This window comes from Streptomyces nanhaiensis, assembly GCF_046614825.1.
GTDB lineage: Bacteria > Actinomycetota > Actinomycetes > Streptomycetales > Streptomycetaceae > Streptomyces > Streptomyces radiopugnans.
On record NZ_JBKJFM010000246.1, the window covers coordinates 1 to 5,002 of the forward strand.

Genomic DNA, 5,002 nt, shown 5'->3' on the forward strand with positions numbered 1-5,002 from the left:
CGCGGTGCTGCTGGCCGCGGCGCTGGCGGTCACCGGCTGCGGCGTGGCGGGGGACGGCGACGGCAGCGCCGGCGCCAAGGCGGACCGGGGCGTCGCGGCGCCCGAGGCGGACCACCGGGAAGCGGGGCAGGGGGCCGGGCAGGAGGCAGGGGCCTATGAGCAGGGCGCCGCGCAGACGGACCGCGAGGAAGCCGGTGACCGGAGGGCCGCCGACGACGCGCCCGACCTCGCCGCGACCCATGTCATCCGTACGGCGTCGCTCACCGTCACGGCCGGGGACGTGCCGGAGAAGCTGGCCCGGGCCCGCGCGGTGGTGGAGGCCGCGGGCGGCTACGTGGCCGCCGAGGACACCGACAGCGACGCCGAGGGGCACGACCGCTCCCGCATGACGCTGCGGGTGCCGCCCGAGGAGTACCAGGGGGTGCTGGACGAGCTGGCCGGGCTCGGCAAGCAGGTCGAGCGGAAGGTCTCGGCCAAGGACGTCACCGACCAGGTGGTCGACGTCGAGAGCCGGATCAAGACGCAGAAGGCCAGCGTGGAGCGGGTGCGCAAGCTGATGGACGAGGCCGAGGCGCTGTCCGACGTGGTGACCCTGGAGGCCGAGCTGAGCAGTCGGCAGGCTGACCTGGAGGCGCTCCAGGCGCGTCTGAAGTCCCTGGAGAGCCGCACCGGGATGGCCACGATCACGCTGGTGCTGCGCGAGCCGGACGCGGAGCCGGCCGAGGGGGAGGACGACGGCGCGCCGTCCTTCCTGGACGCCCTGGCGGGCGGCTGGCACGCCTTCGTCTCGGCGGTCCGCTGGATCACGGTCGTCCTGGGCGTGCTGCTGCCCTTCGCGGCGGCGGCGCTGCTGGCGGCGCTGGTGTGGCGGCTGGTGCGTCCCTGGCTGCCGCGGCGGCCGGAGGGGGCGCTGCCGCGGCGCACCGGGCCGGCCGTGCCGCCCCCGGTGACGGTTCCGGGGCCCGTGACGGCGCCCGGTACGGCACCGGGCGCACCTGGCACGGTGCGGGGGGACGGCGGCCGCGCGGAGGGTGCCGCGGAGGACCGGGGGACCCCGGCGGGTCCGAAGAGCCCTGAGGGCCCGGAGAAGGAGTGAGGGGAACCCCGGTGGGCCGGCCCGCCGCCCGGGGGCCGGCCCGCCGGGGTCCCGCTCCCGCTCCGTCCCGGCGGCTCAGCGCGCGGTCTGCTCGTGCACGTACTCCACCAGGCGGGTGAGCGCGTCGGGGTCGGTGTCGGGCAGCACTCCGTGACCGAGGTTGAAGATGTGCCCCGGCAGGCCGCGGGCGGCGTCCAGCACCCGTCCGGCCTGGGCCTCGACGGCCTCGCGCGGCGCGAAGAGCACCGCCGGGTCGAGGTTGCCCTGGACGGCCTTGCCCGGGCCGATCCGGCGGGCCGCCTCGTCCAGCGGCACCCGCCAGTCCGCGCCGACGACGTCCGGGCCCGCCTCGGACATCGCGCCCAGCAGCTCTCCGGTGCCGACGCCGAAGTGGATGCGGGGGACGCCGTGGTGGGCGACGGCGTCGAAGACCTTGGCGGAGGCCGGCAGCACCGAGGCGCGGTAGTCGGCGGGGGCCAGGGCGCCGGCCCAGGAGTCGAAGAGCTGCACGGCGCTCGCGCCCGCCTCGATCTGCACCTCCAGGAAGGCGGCGGTGATGTCCGCGAGCCGGTCCAGCAGGTCGGCCCACAGCTCCGGGGCGCCGTACATCATCGCCTTGGTGTGCTCGTGGTTGCGGGAGGGCCCGCCCTCCACGAGGTAGCTGGCGAGGGTGAAGGGGGCGCCGGCGAAGCCGATGAGGGGGGTGGCCCCCAGCTCGGCGGTGAGCATCCCGACGGCCTCGGTCACGTACGCCACGTCGTCCGGCTCCAGCGGGCGCAGCCGCTCCAGGTCGGCGCGGGAGCGGAAGGGCCGCTCGACGACGGGGCCCACCCCCGGCTTGATGTCGAGCTCGACGCCGATGGCCTTGAGGGGTACGACGATGTCGCTGAAGTAGATGGCCGCGTCCACCCCGTGGCGGCGGACGGGCTGGAGGGTGATCTCGGTGACGAGGTCGGGGCGCATGCAGGAGTCGAGCATCGCGATGCCCTCGCGCACCTTCCGGTACTCCGGCAGGGAGCGTCCGGCCTGCCGCATGAACCACACCGGGGTGTGCGGCACGGGCTCGCGGCGGCACGCCCGCAGGAAGGCGGAGTCGGCGACTGCGGGATCGGCGGACGCGGGGGCGGCGGATCCCGCGGCGGAGGGGGGCTGGGCTGCGGTTCGGTCGTCGGCGGTCACAACCAGAAGTCTCGCACGTGTCCCTACCCGTCCGGAGCACCCGCTCCGCCTACGCTGCCGCCCATGGCAGCGGCGCGAGCACACCAGGCGGACGGTACGGCGGGTCCCGGCGGTGAGGAGGCGCCGCGGCCCTTCCGGCAGGCCGTGGCGGCTCTGGCGGGGGTGCGGCCGCGCCCGGAGGTCCGGCTGGGCCCGCTGCCGCCGCCGAGGAGGCTGGCGCCGTTCGCGCACGCGGTGGAGGCGTCGGTCGAGGCCGAGGGCGAGGAGCTGGCCGACGGGCGGTTCGTGCTGCTGCACGATCCCGCGGGGCAGGACGCGTGGCGGGGCTCGTTCCGGGTGGTGACCCTGGCCCGCGCCCAGCTGGAACCGGAGATGGCGGCGGACCCGCTGCTGCCGGAGGTCACCTGGTCGTGGCTGACGGGCGCGCTCGTCGCGCGGTCGGCGGGATACGCCGCGGAGGGCGGCACGGTGACGCGGGCGGACTCCCACTCATTCGGGGAGCTGGCGGACCGGGCGGTGCGCTCGGAGCTGGAGATCCGCGCCTCGTGGACCCCGCGGGACGGGCTGGGGGAGGCGGCGGCCGGACATCTGGCGGCCTGGTGCGACCTGCTGTGCCAGTGCGCGGGGCTGCCGCCGGAGGAGGGCGAGGGGGCGGCCGTCGTACCACTGCCGCAGCGCCGCGGCCCGCAGCCACTCTGATGGTTCCCCGGATCGAGCCCCTGTCCGATTTGCCGGAATTTTCCACTCACTCATTCGTGATCATTCCCTAAAGACGGACCGGCGGAGTGCCGAAGGATTCTGTGACCCCTCACGGGGCTCATCCCATCCCGACTTCCCCCATAGTCGGCTTCCGTCCGCTCTCCACTCCCCAGGAGGCCCGGTGTCCGTTCTTCTTGAGCACCCCACAAGCCTGGTCGCCTACCGCCCGAACAAGCCGACGGCCATGGTCGTCGTCGCCGACCCCCGGGTCCGTTCCACCGTCACCCGCCACCTGTGGGCGCTCGGTGTCCGGGACGTGATCGAGGCGTCTTCGATCGCGGAGGCCCGCCCCCGTGTCGCCAACCCGCGCGACATCTGCGTAGCCGAGGTCCACCTGCCCGACGGCTCCGGCCTGACCCTGCTGTCCGAGACCCGGGCGGCGGGCTGGCCCAACGGCCTCGCCCTCTCCGCCGCCGACGACATCGGCGCCGTGCGCAACGCCCTCGCGGGCGGCGTCAAGGGCTACGTCGTCACCGGCACCCGCGGCACCCCCGGCCACCCCGGGCGCCCCGGCACCGCACCCATCGGCGCCGCCGCCGCCCGTATGCACCGCCGCCCGCCGGGCGCCCCCGGCCAGTCCGGTGGCTACCGCGAACTCTCCGGCCGGGAGATCGAGGTGCTGCGGCTGGTGGCGGAGGGCCAGTCCAACAAGGCGATCGGCGTGTCCATGGGCCTGTCCGCCCTGACCGTCAAGAGCCATCTCGCCCGGATCGCCCGCAAGCTGGGCACCGGCGACCGCGCGGGCATGGTCGCGGTCGCCCTGCGCACCGGCATCATCCACTGACCGTCCGCCGACCCCGGCCTTCCGCGGCGCTCCCCCGCCCCCACTCCCCCCGCCCCCACTCCCCCCGCACACCACGATCCCCTTCCCGCTCCGACCCCACCCGCCCGCCCGGCCGGCTCCCGGCCGGGCGGGCGGGCGCGCGTCACCTGCCGACGTGACGTTCCGTCGACGGACGACGCGCACCGCGTGCGCATGGATACCCTTGTCGCGTGACCGACGCCCAAGAGACCTCCATAAGCAACGCAGCTCGGCCTCCCGCACGGGAGGAAGGTCCGGCGCCGGTCCCCTTGCTGGAACCGCGCGGGGGCATCCCGCCCGTGACCGCCACCCCCGAGGCGCTCGCCGGGGTCGTGGAGGCGTTCGCCGCGGGCCGCGGACCCGTGGCCGTCGACGCCGAGAGGGCGTCCGGATACCGCTACGGGCAGAGCGCCTACCTCGTCCAGCTGCGCCGCGCGGGCGCGGGGACCGCACTGGTCGACCCGGTGGGCTGCCCGGACCTGACCGCCCTCGGCGAGGCGATCGGGGACGCCGAGTGGGTGCTGCACGCCGCCACCCAGGACCTGCCCTGCCTGCGCGAGACGGGCATGCGGCCCACGCGGCTGTTCGACACCGAACTGGCCGGACGGCTGGCGGGCTTCGCCCGCGTCGGCCTGGGCGCGATGGTCGAGAACGTGCTGGGCTACTCCCTGGAGAAGGGCCACTCCGCCGTGGACTGGTCCACCCGTCCGCTGCCCGAGCCCTGGCTGCGCTACGCGGCGCTGGACGTGGAGCTGCTGGTCGACCTGCGCGACGCCCTGGAGGAGGAGCTGGAACGCCAGGGCAAGCTGGAGTGGGCGCGCCAGGAGTTCGCCGCCATAGCGGCGGCCCCGCCGGCCGCCCCCCGCAAGGACCCCTGGCGCCGCACCTCGGGCATGCACAAGGTGCGCAGGCGGCGGCAGATGGCGGCCGTGCGGGAGCTGTGGACGGCCCGCGACCAGGTGGCGCGGCGCCGCGACGTCTCGCCGGGCAAGGTGCTCACCGACGCGGCCATCGTGGAGGCCGCGCTGGCGATGCCCGCCACCGTGCAGGCGCTGGCCGCGCTGCCGGGGTACGGGCACCGGATGGGGCGCAGGCAGCTCGAGCAGTGGCTGGCCGCGGTCCAGCGCGCCCGCGCGCTGCCCGAGTCGGAGCTGCCGCAGCCCGCC

The 5,002-nt window shown here is 76.0% G+C and carries 5 protein-coding genes; 4 read left to right on the plus strand and 1 reads right to left on the minus strand.

The annotated features are described in order from the left end of the window. On the plus strand, nucleotides 1-1,096 hold a 1,096-nt coding region (locus ACLIYP_RS29065), incomplete at its 5' end, for a DUF4349 domain-containing protein (RefSeq protein ID WP_412716068.1). 75 nt (nucleotides 1,097-1,171) lie between these two features. Here ACLIYP_RS29065 and hemE read toward each other — a convergent pair. Continuing rightward, nucleotides 1,172-2,179, minus strand: coding sequence for a uroporphyrinogen decarboxylase (hemE, locus tag ACLIYP_RS29070; RefSeq protein ID WP_412716071.1), 1,008 nt, complete (start codon nucleotides 2,177-2,179; stop codon nucleotides 1,172-1,174). 159 nt (nucleotides 2,180-2,338) lie between these two features. Here hemE and ACLIYP_RS29075 point away from each other — a divergent pair, with 159 nt between their 5' ends. The 3 genes from ACLIYP_RS29075 to ACLIYP_RS29085 all read left to right on the plus strand — a co-directional run. After that, nucleotides 2,339-2,974 carry a DUF3000 domain-containing protein gene (locus ACLIYP_RS29075; protein ID WP_412716069.1) on the plus strand — a complete coding sequence of 212 codons (636 nt, stop codon included), beginning with the start codon at nucleotides 2,339-2,341 and terminating at the stop codon, nucleotides 2,972-2,974. Between the two features lie 181 nt (nucleotides 2,975-3,155). Next, nucleotides 3,156-3,818: a helix-turn-helix transcriptional regulator gene (locus ACLIYP_RS29080; RefSeq protein ID WP_093660214.1), complete on the plus strand. Its 663-nt coding sequence runs from the start codon at nucleotides 3,156-3,158 to the stop codon at nucleotides 3,816-3,818. A 209-nt stretch (nucleotides 3,819-4,027) separates the two neighbouring features. Beyond that, a partial coding sequence (locus tag ACLIYP_RS29085; RefSeq protein WP_412716070.1) for an HRDC domain-containing protein occupies nucleotides 4,028-5,002 on the plus strand: 975 nt, incomplete at its 3' end.